Source organism: Streptomyces olivaceoviridis, assembly GCF_014650115.1.
GTDB lineage: Bacteria > Actinomycetota > Actinomycetes > Streptomycetales > Streptomycetaceae > Streptomyces > Streptomyces olivaceoviridis.
Map to the genome: position 1 here is coordinate 1 of NZ_BMUI01000020.1, position 17,049 is coordinate 17,049.

Annotated in this window: 21 protein-coding genes and 2 tRNA genes; 14 read left to right on the forward strand and 9 right to left on the reverse strand. The window is 68.6% G+C overall.

The window, feature by feature from the left end; all coding sequences use genetic code 11:
• Nucleotides 1-157: 157 nt before the first annotated feature.
• Nucleotides 158-628, reverse strand: a complete 471-nt coding sequence (locus IE273_RS30430) for an NUDIX domain-containing protein (protein WP_189818396.1) — start codon at nucleotides 626-628, stop codon at nucleotides 158-160.
• A 2-nt stretch (nucleotides 629-630) separates the two neighbouring features.
• Nucleotides 631-1,374 carry a helix-turn-helix domain-containing protein gene (locus IE273_RS30435; protein ID WP_189818397.1) on the reverse strand — a complete coding sequence of 248 codons (744 nt, stop codon included), beginning with the start codon at nucleotides 1,372-1,374 and terminating at the stop codon, nucleotides 631-633.
• Nucleotides 1,375-1,481: 107 nt separating this feature from the next.
• Between IE273_RS30435 and IE273_RS30440 the strand changes: the two genes are divergently transcribed.
• The 3 genes from IE273_RS30440 to IE273_RS30450 all read left to right on the forward strand — a co-directional run bounded on the left by IE273_RS30440 (nucleotide 1,482) and on the right by IE273_RS30450 (nucleotide 3,322).
• Nucleotides 1,482-1,724: a hypothetical protein gene (locus IE273_RS30440; RefSeq protein WP_018384534.1), complete on the forward strand. Its 243-nt coding sequence runs from the start codon at nucleotides 1,482-1,484 to the stop codon at nucleotides 1,722-1,724.
• Nucleotides 1,725-1,971: 247 nt separating this feature from the next.
• Complete coding sequence (locus IE273_RS30445; RefSeq protein WP_189818398.1) at nucleotides 1,972-2,415, forward strand: glycine-rich domain-containing protein; 444 nt, start codon at nucleotides 1,972-1,974, stop codon at nucleotides 2,413-2,415.
• 70 nt (nucleotides 2,416-2,485) lie between these two features.
• Nucleotides 2,486-3,322 carry a protein kinase domain-containing protein gene (locus IE273_RS30450; RefSeq protein WP_189818399.1) on the forward strand — a complete coding sequence of 279 codons (837 nt, stop codon included), beginning with the start codon at nucleotides 2,486-2,488 and terminating at the stop codon, nucleotides 3,320-3,322.
• A 730-nt stretch (nucleotides 3,323-4,052) separates the two neighbouring features.
• Here the strand turns inward: IE273_RS30450 and fxsT are convergent.
• The 5 genes from fxsT to IE273_RS30475 all read right to left on the reverse strand — a co-directional run bounded on the left by fxsT (nucleotide 4,053) and on the right by IE273_RS30475 (nucleotide 8,921).
• The gene (gene fxsT, locus IE273_RS30455; protein WP_229887728.1) at nucleotides 4,053-6,737 is read right to left on the reverse strand and encodes an FxSxx-COOH system tetratricopeptide repeat protein; all 2,685 of its coding nucleotides are present in this window, start codon (nucleotides 6,735-6,737) and stop codon (nucleotides 4,053-4,055) included.
• A 2-nt stretch (nucleotides 6,738-6,739) separates the two neighbouring features.
• The gene (locus IE273_RS30460) at nucleotides 6,740-7,147 is read right to left on the reverse strand and encodes a hypothetical protein (protein WP_308437073.1); all 408 of its coding nucleotides are present in this window, start codon (nucleotides 7,145-7,147) and stop codon (nucleotides 6,740-6,742) included.
• Nucleotides 7,148-7,664: 517 nt separating this feature from the next.
• Nucleotides 7,665-8,045 (reverse strand): hypothetical protein, encoded by a 381-nt coding sequence (locus IE273_RS30465; RefSeq protein ID WP_189818401.1) that lies wholly within the window; start codon nucleotides 8,043-8,045, stop codon nucleotides 7,665-7,667.
• Nucleotides 8,039-8,467, reverse strand: coding sequence for an ATP-binding protein (locus IE273_RS30470; protein ID WP_189818402.1), 429 nt, complete (start codon nucleotides 8,465-8,467; stop codon nucleotides 8,039-8,041). Before IE273_RS30470 ends, IE273_RS30465 begins: the two co-directional genes overlap by 7 nt.
• Nucleotides 8,468-8,513: 46 nt before the next feature.
• A complete protein-coding gene (locus IE273_RS30475; RefSeq protein ID WP_189818515.1) occupies nucleotides 8,514-8,921 on the reverse strand; it encodes an NUDIX hydrolase in 408 nt (135 codons plus the stop codon).
• A 109-nt stretch (nucleotides 8,922-9,030) separates the two neighbouring features.
• Between IE273_RS30475 and IE273_RS30480 the strand changes: the two genes are divergently transcribed.
• The 10 genes from IE273_RS30480 to IE273_RS30525 all read left to right on the forward strand — a co-directional run bounded on the left by IE273_RS30480 (nucleotide 9,031) and on the right by IE273_RS30525 (nucleotide 15,937).
• Nucleotides 9,031-9,819 (forward strand): GntR family transcriptional regulator, encoded by a 789-nt coding sequence (locus tag IE273_RS30480; protein ID WP_059263712.1) that lies wholly within the window; start codon nucleotides 9,031-9,033, stop codon nucleotides 9,817-9,819.
• A gap of 167 nt (nucleotides 9,820-9,986) precedes the next feature.
• Nucleotides 9,987-10,343, forward strand: coding sequence for an SCO3933 family regulatory protein (locus IE273_RS30485; protein WP_059263711.1), 357 nt, complete (start codon nucleotides 9,987-9,989; stop codon nucleotides 10,341-10,343).
• Nucleotides 10,343-11,719, forward strand: a complete 1,377-nt coding sequence (locus IE273_RS30490) for an FtsK/SpoIIIE domain-containing protein (RefSeq protein ID WP_189818403.1) — start codon at nucleotides 10,343-10,345, stop codon at nucleotides 11,717-11,719. The genes IE273_RS30485 and IE273_RS30490 overlap by 1 nt, the downstream gene beginning before the upstream one ends.
• Before the next feature lie 34 nt (nucleotides 11,720-11,753).
• Nucleotides 11,754-12,374 (forward strand): DUF2637 domain-containing protein, encoded by a 621-nt coding sequence (locus IE273_RS30495; protein ID WP_189818404.1) that lies wholly within the window; start codon nucleotides 11,754-11,756, stop codon nucleotides 12,372-12,374.
• Between the two features lie 11 nt (nucleotides 12,375-12,385).
• Nucleotides 12,386-12,577: a mobile element transfer protein gene (locus tag IE273_RS30500; protein WP_086698316.1), complete on the forward strand. Its 192-nt coding sequence runs from the start codon at nucleotides 12,386-12,388 to the stop codon at nucleotides 12,575-12,577.
• 16 nt (nucleotides 12,578-12,593) lie between these two features.
• Nucleotides 12,594-12,788 carry a hypothetical protein gene (locus IE273_RS30505; protein ID WP_030992098.1) on the forward strand — a complete coding sequence of 65 codons (195 nt, stop codon included), beginning with the start codon at nucleotides 12,594-12,596 and terminating at the stop codon, nucleotides 12,786-12,788.
• Between the two features lie 25 nt (nucleotides 12,789-12,813).
• Nucleotides 12,814-13,059 (forward strand): SpdD protein, encoded by a 246-nt coding sequence (locus IE273_RS30510; protein ID WP_189818405.1) that lies wholly within the window; start codon nucleotides 12,814-12,816, stop codon nucleotides 13,057-13,059.
• 141 nt (nucleotides 13,060-13,200) lie between these two features.
• Nucleotides 13,201-14,499, forward strand: a complete 1,299-nt coding sequence (locus IE273_RS30515) for a replication initiator (RefSeq protein ID WP_189818516.1) — start codon at nucleotides 13,201-13,203, stop codon at nucleotides 14,497-14,499.
• Complete coding sequence (locus tag IE273_RS30520) at nucleotides 14,496-14,702, forward strand: helix-turn-helix domain-containing protein (RefSeq protein WP_086700592.1); 207 nt, start codon at nucleotides 14,496-14,498, stop codon at nucleotides 14,700-14,702. Before IE273_RS30515 ends, IE273_RS30520 begins: the two co-directional genes overlap by 4 nt.
• A complete protein-coding gene (locus IE273_RS30525; RefSeq protein WP_189818406.1) occupies nucleotides 14,690-15,937 on the forward strand; it encodes a site-specific integrase in 1,248 nt (415 codons plus the stop codon). The genes IE273_RS30520 and IE273_RS30525 overlap by 13 nt, the downstream gene beginning before the upstream one ends.
• A gap of 83 nt (nucleotides 15,938-16,020) precedes the next feature.
• Here the strand turns inward: IE273_RS30525 and IE273_RS30530 are convergent.
• A tRNA-Arg gene (locus IE273_RS30530) sits at nucleotides 16,021-16,093 on the reverse strand.
• Nucleotides 16,094-16,298: 205 nt separating this feature from the next.
• Nucleotides 16,299-16,389 (reverse strand) — tRNA-Ser (locus IE273_RS30535).
• Nucleotides 16,390-16,555: 166 nt separating this feature from the next.
• On the opposite strand from IE273_RS30535, the gene IE273_RS30540 reads away from it, so the two are divergent.
• Nucleotides 16,556-17,026 carry an SSI family serine proteinase inhibitor gene (locus IE273_RS30540; RefSeq protein WP_189818407.1) on the forward strand — a complete coding sequence of 157 codons (471 nt, stop codon included), beginning with the start codon at nucleotides 16,556-16,558 and terminating at the stop codon, nucleotides 17,024-17,026.
• Nucleotides 17,027-17,049: the final 23 nt, after the last annotated feature.

The window sequence follows — 17,049 nt, forward strand, 5'->3', positions numbered from 1 at the left end:
CCTCAGATCCTCAAGATCCAAGTGTCTCTGATGTCCAAGATCCGGGGTCAGGCTCCGGGGACGTACACCAGCATCTCTGTCTGGCCCTCGCACCAGCCGTCGACAGCAGCTGGAACGGGATCGGATCGAACTCCTGAAGCGGGTGTCCCAGGTTCGATCAGCCGAGATATGGCCGCTCACGGTGCTCCAAGAAGTGACGGATCCGGAGCCGCTGCGTGTGGTGCATCGGCAGTTGATCAATCTCATCCGGATGGACGAACGCCAGCTCCGTAGACTCGTCCGAGATCGCGAGCCGGCCCCCGACCGCACGGGCGGTGAAGCAGACGTTGAACTGCCTGCGCACCTCACCGTCCGAGTAGGCGATGATGTGGCGAGGGTCGGTGTACGTGCCCACGAGCCCGGTGATCTCTACGTCCAGTCCGGTTTCTTCCTTCACCTCGCGGACGGCCGTTCCTGGGAGTGAGTCGGTCATCTCCATGCCGCCACCAGGTAGCGCCCACAGATCGTTATCCCTGCGGCGCTGAAGAAGTATGCGTCCTTCGTCGTCGGTGACCACGGCGGACGCGGCAACCACCAGGGTGTTCGGCTCCGGTGCCGCTGGGTCGTCGTAGTACTCGGTCCGTGCCATGGTCACCCTTCTCGTACCGGCGTCGCGGTTTCCCACACCGCGTCGAAGCTGCTGGCGTAGGTGTCGAACATGCCGCCCTTCCCGCTGCGCCGGAGATGCCACACGGGAGCACCGTAGGCGTTCACGCCCCAGACATGGGCATTGACCAGTGCTTGGTCATCCGCACGATAGATCGAGTTGTAGAGCGTGGTGGCATGGGTGCGCACCTCGATGCCAGGTACCCCGGCAAGCGGGCGGTAGTGCATGAGGGCGAGTCGGCAACGGGACTCGATCCCGTGGCCGAACCTCTCCTCTGCGCCGCGCTGTTGGACATTCGTACTGTCCGGGTCGCCGATCGCGATACGGACCGCACACCCGTCGTCCGCTCGCTCTCGCAACAAGTCGTTGAGCCGCGGGTACGCCTCGTGCAGGAAGACGGCGGCGTACACCAGCACGTCGATGTGCTCGCGCGCCTGGGTCAGCATGTCCACGAAGGTGGACACGGGGATGTCCGCCCGCTGGTCGTAGAGAGCCACAAGTTCCGGACTGACAGCGCGGGCAGGGCGTGCCTGCCGGAGCGCGGGCCATAGAGCGTGCACGTCTTCTCCTAGTATTTCCGCTGCCAGCATGGCCGTGGCACGGCGCGGCGTACGCCCTAGATTGACCCACCGTTCAACGGACTTGGGGTCGACGTCGACCTTGTCCGCAAGGGCGGCGTACGTCCAGCCGCCGGCCGCCATGGCAGCACGTAACCTCTCGTTCGGCATCCCAATCTCTCCTAACAGCCGGGGACGGCACTAGGGACGTTCTACCCGACGCGGGACGTCCCGAAGTGGGGTTTGTCGGAGGTTTCGACGTCCTGATGAGCGGCAGGATGCTCGTCCGCATGGCGAGCAATCAGCAGACCAGACCAGGCATCGGTGAACTGGCGAAGGACACTGCCAGTGGACGTATCGGCGTCGTCATGGGCGAGGTCGGCGCCCGGGTGCAGATAAGGCCCGTCGGCGGCGGCGTCGAGTGGGATGCCTTGCCGGACAACGTGGTGGCCCCGACCGCGCGGGAAGAACTGAGCGCCCGCCTGGCCATCAAGAACGGCAACAGCCGGGACGGCCTGTGATGCGCGCCATCGGCCGGTATGCCGGGGTCCTGTTCATCATCATGATCAGCGGATCGTGTGGCCTGGTGATCGGCATGGCCCTCGGAACCAGCCAGTAGACCGGCCGCCCCGAACGGGGTGCCACCTTCCCTGGCTCCCCCTTCCCCGTTCGGGGTCGGCCTTCCATCCCCCGGTCGCCATAGGCCGTGCCTCGGCGACCGATGCGGGCGCAAGTGCCAGAGCACAGCGACACTCAAGGAGTATTCGCATGACGGCAACGGCCAACGACCAGAAAACCGGTCGCGCGGTGGCTGGTGAGGAACTGTTCGACAGCCTCACCCACTTCGTGATCGTCCACAACGGGCAGTCCCGCGAACGGGCCGAGCGGATCGCGGACCAGGCGGTGGCCTTCGTGGTCACCGCCGCGACCGCGACCGTCCCCATGGTCCCGTCCGACGACGTGGACCTCGGTCTGCACGCACTCATCCTGCACACGAAGGAGTACGCCGCGCTCTGCGACCGGTATGCGGGCCGCTTCCTCCACCACAACCCCATGCCGGGGGGAGGGCCCCGTGACCCGAAGAAGGTCGCCGCGTCCGCACACGCGATGAAGGCGGCCGGGTTCATGGTCTTCGACGACCTCTGGACCGTGGACGGCACGAACCTCGCGCAGTGCGACGCGGACTGCGGCCGTCCGTACGGTCAGGCGTAGCGACACGACACCAGCGGCGCGGCCGGCCTCGATGCGGGGTCGGCCGCGCCGCCCGGAAGGAGAACAGACGTTGTCCGGGACACCCCCTGAACTGCCGATCGTCGTGCTCGACGCACTGATGCCCAAGGCTCAGCGCCTGGTCGTCAATCGTCGGGGCTCGATGGTCTGGGAGATCGAAAGCCATCGGGGGCAGTACGCCGTGAAGGTCGGTTACCCGATCGAGGCCACGGCCGAATGGCCCGCACAGCCATGGACGGCACTTGCCCCCGCGCGCGAAGGGGCCGTGCTGCACCGACTCGGCCTCGATGACTTCGCGTACGGCGAATGGGAGCTGGGCACCTGGAACTTCCAGCCGTGGCACGAAGGGCCCGACCTGTACGAGCTGTGGAAACCCTGTCGTGAGCCGGACTCTCGTACGGAACCTCATACCGGCGCGGCCCTCGGCTGCGTAGAGGCGCTGGCCGAGCTACATGGCAAGGGCTGGGCCCACGGCGACGTGCAGCCCGCACACTTCATCATCGGCCCGGAGCGCACGCACCTCATCGACCTGGCCTTGGCGCGCGGCGGACACGTCCCCAAGGGGTACGACTTCCCGTTCCGCGGCTGCCTCGTCCACTACGAGGCGCCGGAGATCGCGCGAAGCGTGCTTGCGACCGGAGAGGCGCAGCCTACGCAGAAAGCGGACATCTATGCGCTCGGCGCGTCCCTGCTCATTTCCGCCACGGGCTGGCGGGCCGTCGAGTACCCGGACGACGCACCGCGCCGCGAGCAGAGACAAGCCGTCGCGAGCGGCAAGCGCCGGCCTGTGAAGGTGCATGGCGAGCTGGGCGAACTGATCGACGCCATGCTCAGTCCGGCGCCCGAGGACAGGCCCACGATCTACGAGGTCGGTAAGGCCCTGAGCTGAGCCGTAGACCCACAAGCAGAAGACCGGACCACCCCTCCGCCTGGACAGCATTCAGGGTGGCCCGGTCGCGGAATCCCTGGTCAGGACCCCGGTGCCGATGGTACCGGGGCGGTTGGCGTGCTCGTATGCGGGTGCTGCTGGAACCCCGGTTCCTCGTTGTCGAGTTGGAGAGGAGTTCTGACCTGAGCCACCGAAAGTCAGCCACGACGGCGGGTGCGCCGAACGAGCACCCGTCACGTGTGTTTCCAGCGACCACCCGCCGGCCTCGACCACGCTTCTTCAATGCGTCACGGTCCTCGGTCCCATTCCGGCCGGAGCGTCGTCAGCGCTGCATGACGTATGGGCACTGCCTGCGGCTCTGCGATTCATCCGGCTTGAACGGTGGCCGGTTGGGCGGTGTGGTCACGCATGGTCGGCGTCGGCCTGGTCCTGGTGCTCGGGGAGGTCGGGTTTCCTCCTGGCCTGGTCGACCGGCTCGGCGGGGGGCCGCCGGAGCGGCGGCGGCCACGGGCCGCCAGCGCGCGCGGCCCACCGCAGGCGGGCCGCCTTGATCCACCGCGCCACGCCCTCCGAGGCGGTTGCCGTCAAACACAGCCGTCAAGGAAAATCCAGAGGCCCAGTGGAGTGATCCACAGGGCCTCTGGCGTGCTGTGCACTCGGCAGGATTCGAACCTGCAACCTTCTGATCCGTAGCTCTGCAGAGATCCGTCGCTAAGGGTTACGGAGGCCATTACCTGGCTTCTCGGAGTGGTCCATCGTCAGGGTCGGTTGCTGAGGTTGCTGTATTTCTCTGCTGTACAGCCTTGGCCATTTGACGCGCGCTGGTGCGGGTGTCGGGGTGGGTGTTGCCCAGGACCTGCTCGCGCTGGGCCAGGGTGGTCTCGTACAGAGGGATGGCCCGCCCGAGGTCTCCGGCCGACTCGTAGACGTAGGCGAGGTTGTTGCGGCTGATCAGGGTGTCGGGGTGGGTGTTGCCCAGGACCTGCTCGCGCTGGGCCAGGGTGGCTTCCAGCAGGGGGATGGCCCGCCCGAGGTCTCCGGCCGACTCGTAGGCGCCCGCGAGGTTGTTGCGGCTGGTGAGGGTGTCGGGGTGGGTGTCGCCCAGGACCTGCTCGCGCTGGGCCAGGGTGGTCTCGTACAGAGGGATGGCCCGCCCGAGGTCTCCGGCCACCTGGTAGACGTAGGCGAGGTTGTTGCGGCTGATCAGGGTGTTCGGGTGGGTGTTGCCCAGGACCTGCTCGTACTGGGCCAGGGTGGTCTCGTACAGGGTGATGGCCCGCCCGAGGTCTCCGGCCGACTCATAGGCGCCCGCGAGGTTGTTGCGGCTGATCAGGGTGTCGGGGTGGGTGTCGCCCAGGACCTGCTCGTACTGGGCCACGGTGGCTTCCAGCAGGGGGATGGCCCGCCCGAGATCTCCCGCCGACTCGTAGGCGCCCGCGAGGTTGTTGCGGCTGGCCAGGGTATCGGGGTGGGTGTCGCCCAAGGTCTGCTCGCGCTGGGCCAGGGTGGTCTCGTACAGAGGGATGGCCCGCCCGAGGTCTCCGGCCGACTCGTAGACGTAGGCGAGGTTGTTGCGGCTGGTGAGGGTGTCGGGGTGGGTGTCGCCCAGGACCTGCTCGCGCTGGGCCAGGGTGGCTTCCAGCAGGGGGATGGCCCGCCCGAGGTCTCCGGCCGACTCGTAGACGTAGGCGAGGTTGTTGCGGCTGGTGAGGGTGTCGGGGTGGGTGTCGCCCAAGGTCTGCTCGTACTGGGCCACGGTGGTCTCCAGCAGAGGGATGGCCCGCCCAAGATCTCCCGCCGCCCGGTAGGCGCCCGCGAGGTTGTTGCGGCTGATCAGGGTGACGGGGTGGGTATCACCCAAGGTCTGCTCGTACTGGGCGACCATGGCCTCCAGCAGGGGAGTGGCCTGCTCCAGGTTTCCTGCTGCCCGGAAGGCGATTGCAAGGTTGTGGCGACTGGCCAGGGTGATGGGGTGGGTGTCACCCAAAACCTGCTCGTACAAGGCGAGTGCGTTCATGCGCAGAAGAATGGTGTGGGCGTCGCGGCCCTGCCGGTATAGGAACTGCGCGGCAGCGTGATAGGCGTCGGCAGTCTCGCTGGAAGCGGGATTGTTTGGTGGTGTGGATTCGGCCAGAGCGATGACATGGGGGAGCAGGCGTTCCCACTGCATGGTCTGCTCCGTCGCAAAGCCGTCCTCATCCGGGAGCGCCTCACGCACAGCCTCTTCGACCTCCCGCCGGCCGGAGAGGTACATACCGGGCTCGGCGGCGGTCTGGGCACGCAGGACCGTCTGTATCAGGCGGTGAACGTTGACGCCCTGCCGATCGGCGGTGAAGGAGATCATGTTGTAGGCGTGCAGGACCCCCAGCGCTTCGTCCACGGCCACCGGGTCGGGCGCCAGGGAGGCCAGCAGAGTGCGGGGGATGTCGTCCGGGGCTGTCCATGCCATGGTGTCCAGCAGGGTGACGGCCAGCGGATCGCGGCCCGCGATCACCGTCAGAGTCTGGGTCCAGATGCGGGCGATGGTGCGCTCGGCGCTGATGCCATCGGCGCCCTTGGCGAGCATCAGCCCAAGAGCGCGGCGGTACGCGTCGATGTCGGTGCCGGTCTGATGCAAGTAGGCGCCGGCCTGTTCCAGAGCCAGCGGCAGGTACCCCAGATTCCTTGCCAGTTCTTCGGCCTGCCGACGCTGAGCGGTAGTGTGCGGCTGCCCGTCGAAGGCAATAGCGCACAGCAACTCGGCGGCTGGGGCGGGGTCGAGCAGGCCCAGGGGCATCGTGGGGGCGATGGCGTGCCAGCCGGTGGCCCGGCGGCTCGTGGCGAGATGATGACCGCCTGGGAGAGTCCCGAGGTAATGTCGCAGGACACCCGGGTCCTCGACGTTGTCGAAAATCAGTAGCCAGCCCGTATGCCATTGCAGCCACAGCATCGCCCACGCCGCCCGCTGTTCCAAGGGCGCTGATGCCGCCCAGTCTTGGCACAGGCTCCCGGCTAGGGATGCTAGGTCTGTGATGGTCTGCTCGGCCGTTGCGGCATTGATCCACCACACCAGCGTGTACGAGTTCCGGTACCGGTGGGCGTAGTGCAGGGCCAGCGCGCTTTTGCCGATGCCGCCCAGACCATGGATCGCCTGCACGCCCGAGGTGAGCTGGGTGACCGCAGCCTCGCCTTCGCGGGCCAGCATCTGGCGGAGCCGTCTGACTTCTTCGTCACGGCCGACGAACAGCCCGGATGGCGATCCCGGCAGGTTCGCCAGGCCCGGTGGTGCACTCACCTCCTGCGCGCGTTGCGCCGCTTCTGGCGGCAGCATGATCACACGTGCGTTGTCCCCGGTGATGGCCACACCAATGCTGCTGGCCGCCACCGACCGTTCGCCCGTGGCCTGCGGGCCGCCGTGCACAGACAGGGGCTCCATGTTCACGGCCTGAGCGTGACGTTGTCCCCGGTGACGGCCGTACCGATGGTCTGCGCCGCGATCGAGCGCTCACCGGACGCCGTCACGTTCACCGGTCCGGCACCGGCGGCCGACAGCATCTCCGCCAACTCCTCCCGCAACTCCGCATCCTCCCTGAGGGCTCGCTTGACCTGCTGGCGTAGTGCCGCTGCCGCGTCCCCGTCTTTCAGATCGGCAGCTACGTCCTGCACCGCGGCCTCCAACTCGGCCCGGCCCTGCTCGCCGCGCTGACGCCACACCGCCTGCAGGATCCGTCGCCCCAGATTCGCCGTCGCCTCCACTGCGGCATCCTCGGCACGGGTCAGGACACCCACCCCATAGGCACTCACTGCCGTCGACAGGTACGGCCACGCCTGTTCCGCCAACTCCACGATCGCAGGACCCACTTGACCCCCCAGGGGCTTCAGATTTCGAACGACTTAGCATAGGAAGACACCACCATCGCGTAACCCAAAACGTCGACACTGCCCGTTATGGTTCCACTCCAACTCGCAATCGCACACCGAGTCGACCCGAAGCTAGTCAGCGGGCAAGGCAACGACGAAAGGTTGGTGGAACGGCTTTGGGGTGGCGCTGCTTTGGCGCGAGTGATCATGGCCCCGTAAGCTTCCGGCGTGTCGGGCAGTCTGTGGACCTGCCCGGTAAAGCACGACGTTGGGGCCATGATCTTCGAGGCTCGCGCCAAAGTGGCTCCGTAAAGCCGTGGAGCCAACCGCCCCAGCCACGACGTACCCCTTCTCTCACGGCAAGCGGCTGATTGCTGTGCGCGCGGCGCGGGCGCCGGCCGGGCTGGAGCGGGGCGGAGACAGGAGCGCAGGCCCGGCCGGGGGCCGGGCCGCGCGCGGGGAGCGGAGCGAGCCGCCTTGAACCAGTAGAGAAAGTTGTAACTCAGTCTGTCGGGCGGGGCTTGAAGTCGTACGCACATGCGGGAAGTTCGGCTGCCTGGCGGTGCGCGAGTGGCAGGAAGAGCACGGGTCGGATCGTCCAGGTGATGCGGGTCTTGGCGTGGGTCACTGACACCGTGCACGGCTCGGAGCGCAACAGGGCTCGGCGGGTCTCGATGCGGCCCTCGTACAGCCACTCCCACGCTTCGTCTGAGGCGTCCGCGTCCAGGGCCGGTGAGATCGTGCGGAGCGCGACCGCTACCCAACGGTCGGCCTGGGGTGCCGAGTAGGCGTCGAACGATGCCAGCAGTGCCGGCCCCCGCTGCTCGGTCAGGTCCTCGGTCCAGCACTCGCACCAGTAGCCCCACTGAGGCGGCTTCAGCATGGGTGGCCTCCCAGTCGGGTGTCCGCAAACAGCTCCGCGGTGACCGTGTGACCCTGGTCGCTGTCGTGCACGACGACTCGATGGGCGATCGCGCTGACCATGCCCAGTCCCCGGCCGTGCTCGGCGTCCTGGTCCTGGTGCTCGACCTTCGGAGCCGTGGTCGTGCCGCCGTCGTCCGTTACCGAGACGGCGACCACTTGAGCGGAGACCGCGACGGCCAGGTGGAAGCTGCCGTGCTCCCGTCCGCTCGCCGTGTGAAGAATCGCGTTTGCGCTCAGCTCGCTCACGATCAGCTCGGCGTCGTCCGCCAGAGGGGAGTCGCGCAGGATGTCCCGGGTCCAGCGGCGGGCCCGGCTCACTTCTTCCGGGAATCCTGGGCAACTCAGCCCCCAGACCCGGGCTGTACTCGTATACTCGTGCATACAAGTTCCTTCGTGCTGGTAGGCCGCTATGTGCAGCGGGTTCGGGCTAGACGAGTTTCACGCCGTCGTGGGCGCGGATGGCCGGCGGGGTCGTTGCGTCGAGTGCGTCCAGGACGCGGATCGCGTAGGCCTCGTCGGCAAGCTCGGTGACCTCTTCGCGGGTGGCCCAGCGCAGTGCGCGGGTCTCATCACCGGTGGTGGGCACACCGTCGGCGGCTTCACAGCGGAAGACCAGCGAGACGATCAGGCCCTTCATGTTCTTGTAGACGCCGGTCAGTGTCGCCGGAAGGGCGATCTTGATTCCGGTCTCTTCGAGGACTTCGCGCTGGAGGGCTTCCGGGATGGTCTCCTCGCGTTCGAGGACACCGCCCGGCGGCTCCCAGTGGCCATTGTCCCGGCGCTGGATCAGGAGGGCCCGGCCTTGGTCGTCCACGACGACCCCGGCGACGCTCACAGAGTGCGGGCGTTCAGTACTCACGTTCCTCGGCCCTCTCGGCTGACTAGGCTCTCCACCGTAGCAACAACACTCGCCCACTCGTCTAGATACCTAAAGGAGTACTCACGTGAGCCCTCTTTCTTCGGGCCTCCTCGGTGATCTCGACCCCACGAGCGATCGTGCGGTCTTCCGGCAGATCGCCGACCAACTGCGCGAGGCCATCGACCGTGGGCGATTCCGCGAGGGCGAGAAGCTGCCCTCGGAAGCCGACCTTGTTGACCACTTCGGGGTTTCCCGGATGACGGTCCGCAACGCCTTCTCCATCCTCCAGGGTGAGGGCCTGGTGCACGCCGAGCACGGCAGGGGCGTCTTCGTACGACCACGACCGCCCGTGCGACGGCTCGCCTCCGACCGCTTCGCCCGGCGACACAGGGAGCAAGGGAAGTCCGCGTTCATCGTGGAGGCCGACGCGGCCGGCAGTCACCCCCAGGTGGACAGCCTGGAGGTCAAGGAAGAGAAGGCCAGCCAGGACATCTCCACTCGGCTCGGGTCCGTGCGGCGAGTTCTCGCGCGTCGGCGCCGGTACCTGCTCGACGGGAAGCCGGTCGAGTTCGCCACCTCGTACCTCCCGCTCGACATCGCCCGCGGGACCCCCATCGCCGAACCCAACCCGGGCCCCGGTGGCATCTACGCCCGCCTCGAAGAACTGGGCCACCACCTCGACCACTTCGAGGAAGAGATCCGCGCCCGGATGCCCTCGCCCGCAGAGGTCAAGACGCTCCGACTGGCCGCTGGCGTCCCGGTCATCCATCTCATCCGGACGGCCTTCGACACCGAGGGCCGGGCCGTCGAGGTCTGCGACACGGTGATGGCGGCGGACGCGTACGTCCTCTCGTACCAGCTTCCGGCGACCTGATCGTCACGATTTGCGGTGGTGCGCGGGGACGTCCTCCCGAACTCGTACACCCCAACACGCTTACTCGTATAGACGAGTGGGCGAGTGGTGTGGCAAGGTGACTGTGTGATCCCGATCAAGGGGTTCGCATCACCCACCTTGTATAGACGAGTAGATAGGAGTGTGCCTTGCGCACCATCCGCGTGGAGACCTCCGGAGCGACGATCCTCCTCACCGAGGCCCCCGAGCCGAAGGTCCGCGACCGGCAGACGGGCGAGATCGCCAAGGACGCCAACAGCGGTGAGGCGCTGATGACCATTGGCGTCGTCTACATCGAGGACGGCGAGTCCTCGCTCATCAAGGTCACCGTCCCGGAAGGCGGCATCTCCGAGGGACTGACGCTCGGGGCGCCGGTCTCGCTGCCGGGCCTCGTCGCCCGGCCGTGGGAGTCCGTCTTCAACGGTCAGCAGCGCCACGGCATCGCCTACCGCGCTGCCGCCGTCACTCCGGCCGCCTTCCCGGCCACGACCGGGGCCGTCGCCTGATGTCCGACCTGACGACGCTCCTCGAAGTGGGTGGTCCTGTCGCCGCGCTCGGCGGCGGGGCCGCCTACGCCCGGGCCAAGCACCCGGCGGCGTACTGGTCCACGGTCGGCCTGCCGGTGTCCACGGTCCGGCTGCTCAGCTCGTACGGCTCAGTCATGGAGGCGTGCGGCCTGACCGTGGCACCCTCCCGGCTGCGGGTGCTTGCCGTGAAGGCCATGACACAGCGCGAGGTCCGGCCCGTACCGCCGCGTCGGGGCCTCATCCGACCCACCACGACAGGGCTGCGGATACGCCTCCGCTTGGCGCCGGGCCAGGAACCCGCCGACGTCGCCGCCTCCGCCGAGCGGCTGCGGCACGCCTGGGGCGTTCACGCCGTGTACGTCACGACCGTCAAGCCGGGAGTCGTCGAGCTGCGGCTTGTCGGCTATGACGTCTTACGGCGGGTGCGTATGCCGCGCAAGGTCGCGGGCGGCTTCCTCAAGGTGCCGGTCGCACTGCGAGAGGACGCCATGCCGTTCATACGCGACTACCGCACCATTCCCCACCAGCTCACCCTGGGCGCGACCCTGTCCGGCAAGTCCATGTACCTGCGGCACCTCATCGCCGGACTCGCTCCTCAGCCGGTCGCCCTCGTCGGGACCGACTGCAAGCGGGGTGTCGAGCTGGCGCCCTTCGCGCCCCGGCTCTCCGCACTTGCCACCGACCCGGAACAGGCGGCTGAACTGCTGCCGGTGCTGGTCAAGGAAATGGAGGACCGGTACGACCTGATCAAGGCCCGGCAGGGCATCGCTCCCGACACTCCGGACGAGGAAATCACCTCCGACATCTGGGGCCTGCCTGAACACGAACGCCCGGTGCCGGTGGTGCTGTTCGTGGACGAGGTGGCCGAACTCTTTATGGTCGCCACGAGGAAGGACGAGGAACGGCGCGACGAGATGGTCACGCAGCTCATCCGCCTCGCCCAGCTCGGCCGCGCGGCCGGCATGTACCTGGAGGTGTGCGGGCAACGCTTCGGCGCTGAACTCGGCAAGGGCGCGACCATGCTCCGCGCCCAGCTCACCGGCCGCGTCTGCCATCGGGTCAACGACGAAGCGTCCGCCAAGATGGCGCTCGGCGACATCGCCCCCGAAGCGGTCATGGCCGCCTGCTCCATCGCCCCCGAACGGCCCGGCCTGGCTGTGGCCGGTGACACCTCCGGCGGCTGGTCCCGCATCCGCACGCCGTACCTCTCCCTGGGCGATGCCGCCGAGACCTGCCGCAGGGCGGCGAACCTCGTGCCCGACCTCACCGCGCTGAAGCCTTTCCGCCCTGACGTGCCCGTGCGTCCGGTCGAGAGCGCGACCCCGGCCGTCCTGCCTCACCCGGTAGCCGACTGACCTTCCCCCGCCCGACTCCGGAAGGAGCCGCATCATGCGCGCCCACTTGGCCCGCGTCGACGCGGTGCTCGTCCAAGCGCTCATCGCCGCCGCGCTGTCCTTCGCCCACCTGCACGACGTCGCCGTGGCGGCCGGACAGGACGGATGGAAGGCGTGGGCCTACCCCGTCTCCGTCGACCTGCTGCTCGTCGCCGCCTGGCGTCGGCTGCGCTCGGGTCATGGCAAAGCGGCGGCCTGGTGCTGGTTCGTCATCGCCCTCGCCGCCTCCCTCGGTGCCAACGTCGCCACCGCCGGCCTCCTCGACCTCGGCAACGTCCCGGCCTGGCTACGCATCCTCGTCGCGGGCTGGCCCGCCGTCGCTTTCCTCGGCGGCACCCTCCTCGCGCACACCGCGCCGAAGACGGACCCCGCACCGGGGGTCATCGAGGACCAGGAGGACGAGTCCGAAGCCGCACCCGAACCACCCGCACACCCCGTCATCGAGGCACCACCGCAGCACCCGCCCGTACCCGTCCCCTCCGCCCTGGTCGCCCACGCCCGCAAGGTCGCCGCCGAGCACCACGCTCGTACCGGCGCCCCGATCGACACCCCAACCCTCCGCGCCCGCCTCGGCGTCCCGGCCCCGATGGCCGAAGCCATCGCCGCCCACCTCTGAGAGGAGACCCCGTGTCCGCCAACCGCAGCTTCCGCAACGTCACCCGCATCGGCCCCGTCCAGGTCGGCACCTCCTACGACGGCCGTGGCCGTGAGAAGCACACCGCGGCCTGCACCGCTCCGCGCTGTGGCTTCTCCGCCGATTACGACAGCCGCGCCGCCGCCGAACTGGCCGCTCGCACCCACCGCTGCCCCGTCCGCTGAAAGGACCAGGACCACCGTGACCGTCAGCCTGCCGCTCGTCGTCGTCCTCGGCTTCTTCGCCTGGGGAGCGATCAAGTTCCTCGGCGTCCGCACCTGGATCGTCGTCCTGATCGCCCTGTTCGGCTTCTGGCTCTCGCACACCTTCCTCGCCCCCGCCATCGAGTCCGGCACGCGCTCCGGCGTGAGCGTCGTAAACGGCTCACATGACTAGACGAGTAGATAAGGAGAGGTCAACCGTGTTCCTGCCCAAGTACCCGGACAACCCCACCCCGGCGCCCGCCCACACTCACGTCCCGACCGGCCCGGCACCGGTCCGACGCGGCCTGCCATCGCTCCCCATCGATCAGAAGACGGTCGTGGCGGTGCTCGTCGGTGGCGTCGTCCTCACCGCGCTTCTGGCGGCCGTCGCCATCACGGCGATTTCCGTGGCTGTCGCCGCCGTCGTCTTGTGCTCCCTGGTCCGCGACCAGCACCGGCGCTGACCAGCCGAACCGCACCCGGGGCGGCCACGACACGGCCAAGCATCCGGCCGCCCCGGGCCCCTCCCTCCTGACCGATCCAGCCAGAAGGAGACCGCCATCTTTACCCGCACCACCCCGCCCCCGCTCCCGGAACTCGCAAGGCTGGCCGAACACGGCACCCTGCCCGGTATCCTCCGGCAGCTCTCCGGGCTCGGCGGCTGCACCCACCCGATCCGCCTCGACGGCCACCGCACCGAGTACGGCGTCGACACCACCACCGGTGAGATCGGCCGCGTCCTCCACCACCTCGACTCGGCCACTCTCCCGGCCGGCCAACTCCTCGTGCGCTGCAACAACCGCCGCACCACCCGCTGCCCGGCCTGCGCCGAGGTCTACCGCCGCGACACCTTCCATCTGATCACCGCCGGACTGCGTGGTGGCAAGGGCACCCCGGAACACGTCGCCGCCCATCCCCGCGTCTTCGCCACGTTCACCGCCCCCGGCTTCGGCCCGGTGCACAACCGCCGCACCGACGGCCGCCCCTGCCGCTGTGGCACCCACCACGACCAGGACGACGACACCCTTGGCACCCCGCTGAACCCGGACACCTACGACTACGAAACGGCCGTCCTCTGGAACGCCCACGCCGGACAGCTCTGGCGGCGCTTCTCGACCTACCTCCGCCGGGAGGTCGCCAAGCGTGCGGGCCTGTCACAGCGTCGGTTCCGCGACCACGCCCGTGTTTCCTTTGCCAAGGTCGCCGAGTACCAGAAGCGCGGAGCCGTCCACTTCCACGCCGTGATCCGCCTCGACGGCCCCGGCGGCGGAGACACCCCGCCCCCGCCCTGGGCAACGGCCGAACTCCTCACCGACGCCATCCGCGTCGCCGCTGCCAAGGTCCGCGTCGACGGCCCGGTCATCGACGACCGCGCCCACACCTTCACCTTCGGCCGCCAGCTCGACGTCCGAACCATCCGCTCCGCCGACTTCAACGACGGCCAGGAGCTGACCGAGCGGGCCGTAGCGGCGTACATCGCCAAGTACGCCACCAAGGGCGCCGAGACCGCGACCGGCGCCCTCGACCGCCCACTCAAGTTCGCCGCCGAACTCGCCCAACTCGACATCAGCGACCACGCCCGCCGCCTCATCCGAACCGCCTGGACCCTCGGCGCACGCAAAGACCTGGAACACCTCCGCCTGCGCGCCTGGGCCCACATGCTCGGCTTCCGCGGGCACTTCTCCACGAAGTCCCGCCGCTACTCCACCACCCTCGGCGCCCTCCGCGACGCCCGCGCCCAATGGCGCCGAGCACAAGCGACAGCACCCAACGGCGCGGAACCCGAGACGACTTACGTCCTCGCCCACTGGGTCTTCGCCGGCACCGGCCTGTCCGACACCGAAGCCTGGCTTGCCACATCCCTCGAACCCGCTCCTGGAACGGAAGGAGAGCCCACCGCATGACCACGGTGACCATCACCCGTAAGTGGCACACCACGGCCGAAGTCGCCGAGATGCTCGGCTTCGGCCTCTCCAAGACCAAGGCGCTCATCCTCAGCGGTGAGATCCGGTCCGTGAAGATCGGCCGCAACCGCCGGATCCTCCCGGCCTGGGTGGACGAGTACGTGGCCCGCTGTGCCTCCGAGACCGAGGAGTGGGCGGCATGACTGGGAAGCGCGCGAACGGCGAGGGGTCCATCTACCCGTACAAGAACGGCTTCGCGGCCTATGCCTGGGTCACGGCCCCGGAGGGCGACCGCAAGCGGAAGTACGTGTACGGCAAGACGCGAGAGGAGACCCACGAGAAGTGGATCAGGCTGCACAGCGAAGCCACCAAGGGCCCCGTGCAGACCCGGCACCGCACGGTGCAGGCGTTCCTCTCCTACTGGCTTGAGTCGATCGTGAAGCCCAACCTGGCTCCACTCTCGTACGTGTCGTACGAAGGTTCCGTGCGGCTCTACATCAACCCGCACCTTGGCGGGAAGCGGCTCGACAAGCTGACCGTCCGGGACGTCCGGGAGTGGCTGACCAAGCTGGCCGGCATCTGCCAGTGCTGCGCCCAGGGCAAGGACGCCAAGCGGGTCAAGGCACGGCAGCGGTGCTGTGCCGTCGGGGAGTGCTGTGAGGCCTACCCGTCCCGGCGGGTCGTCCAGGCCGCCCGAGACGCCCTGCGGGCCGCGCTCACCCACGCCGTCACCGAGGAGGAGATCAGCAAGAACGTGGCCTCCTTGGTCAAGGTGCCCAAGCCTCGGCGGCGCCGGATCAAGCCCTGGTCCGTGGTCGAGGCCGGGCGTTTCCTCGCCGATTCCCTCGCTCGCGAAGATCCGCTCTTCGCCGCCTGGGTCCTGGTGCTCTGCCTCGGCCTGCGACGCGGTGAGGTCCTGGGCCTGACCTGGAAGTCGATCGACTTCGAGACCGGTGAGCTGTACGTGGATCACCAGATCCAGCGTGCGGGTCGACAGATCCTCCACCGGGAGACCAAGACGGAGGAGTCCGACGACTTCCTTCCGCTCCCCGAGTTCTGCCTTCGGGCGCTCCGGATGCGGCGTGCCCAGCAGACCGGGGACCGGAAGGCGGCCGGTGAGCTGTGGCAGGACACTCGCGGGCTGATCTTCACCACGAAGTACGGAACGCCGATCGAGCCGGGGAACCTCACCCGCATGTTCGCCCTGCGGGCCCGGCGCGCCGGCCTCCGGGTGATCCCGCTACGGAACACGCGCCACACGTGCAGCTCGCTCCTCGTCGCCCTGAAAGTCCACCCGAAAGTCGCCCAGCGAATCCTGCGGCACTCGCAGATCGCCATGACGATGGAGGTCTACGCCGAAGCCAGCGAGGAAGAGGTGCGGGCCGCGCTCGGCAAGCTGTCCGCCGCCATGGGCGGTACCGGGACCGAGACCGGCTGATCCAGACCCCGTTGCTGTACTTCGCTGCTGTACGCCCCTGAAACGCAAGAGGCCCCGGAGCAATCCGGGGCCTCTAACCTGTGTGCACTCGGCAGGATTCGAACCTGCAACCTTCTGATCCGTAGTCAGATGCTCTATCCGTTAAGCTACGAGTGCTTGTTCTTTTGTTTTGCCCCCGCTCCCGGTCCTTTCGGCCCGCTCGCGGCGACAGGAAGAACATTACATGACTGCCGCCGTCATGTGAAATCCGATCCCTACACCCCTTGTGACCTGCGAAAACGTCGGCCGGGGGGTGAGGAGGCGACGGAGAGCGGGGAACGCCGAAGCCCCGGTCCTGGGGACCGGGGCTTCGGGATAGGGGCGGAGGCGGAGGGATTTGAACCCTCGATGGGCTTTAAGACCCAAACCGCATTAGCAGTGCGGCGCCATAGACCGGACTAGGCGACGCCTCCAGCACAACCGCTCACGCGAGCGCGCGAGTGGTGCGTGCAGATGATGACACAGTCGAGTACCGCGTCACCAATCGCCCCCCACGGTACTAGGCACCTGGGCCGCAGGGCAAAGGGCTTCTCCCCCGGCGGGGCGCAACGTCTGGGGCGCGGGCGCGTTGGAAGGGGCATGGACCCTGTGCTGCCGGGCGCCGTGCGGCGCCTTCTGCTCGCGTCGCTCTCCGCCGCCGCTTCCCTCGTCCCCCTCACCGCCGTGTCCGCCGCCGCGGCCGGCGCCATGCCGCCGCCCGTCCGGCCGGATGACCAGGGTGATCACCTCACCGTCGTCGTCCGGCACGCCGGGGCGGGGCGGGACGGGACGTACGAGGTGCGCTGCCATCCCAGTGCCGGCCGGCATCCGGACGCCGCCGAGGCCTGCCGGGTGCTCGACGCGCACACGCGGTGGGGGCAGGACCCCTTCGCGCCGGTCGCCGCCGGCACCACCTGCACCATGCTCTACGGCGGCCCGGCCACCGCCCATGTCACCGGGACCTGGGCCGGACGCCCGGTGGACGCCTCGTACGACCGCCGCGACGGGTGCGAGATCGGGCGGTGGGACCGGATGGTGCCCCTGCTGCCGCGCATGGGCGGACCGGCCTAGCGAGCGGTGGGCGGACGCATTGG